The sequence below is a fragment of the Citrobacter sp. Ce104 genome (genome assembly GCF_030334595.1).
GTDB classification, from domain to species: Bacteria; Pseudomonadota; Gammaproteobacteria; order Enterobacterales; family Enterobacteriaceae; genus Citrobacter; species Citrobacter europaeus.
In genome coordinates this window covers 1-300 of sequence record NZ_JAOWDP010000029.1, presented here as the reverse complement: position 1 = coordinate 300, position 300 = coordinate 1, and the positions used below count along the sequence as shown (strand labels likewise).

General features: G+C 45.7%; 1 tRNA gene. It reads right to left on the bottom strand.

What is annotated here, in order from left to right:
* Positions 1-150: 150 nt before the first annotated feature.
* Positions 151-226: transfer RNA gene (locus OGW16_RS02015), tRNA-Glu, on the bottom strand.
* Between the last annotated feature and the right edge of the window lie 74 nt (positions 227-300).

Here is a 300-nt window from a genome sequence, read left to right as displayed (position 1 = left end):
TTTCATTTCTTATTACGGAGAAATGAAACAGTGTGTCGTTTCAATTTTCAGCTTGATCCAGATTTTTAAAGAGCAAATATCTCAAACGTCACCCGAAGGTAAGTTTTGAGATATTGAGGTCGGCGACTTTCACTCACACATACCAGCAAGTGGCGTCCCCTAGGGGATTCGAACCCCTGTTACCGCCGTGAAAGGGCGGTGTCCTGGGCCTCTAGACGAAGGGGACACTGAAGTCTCAATCGCAAGACGCCTTGCTATTTACTTTTCATCAGACAATCTGTGTGAGCACTACAAAGAACG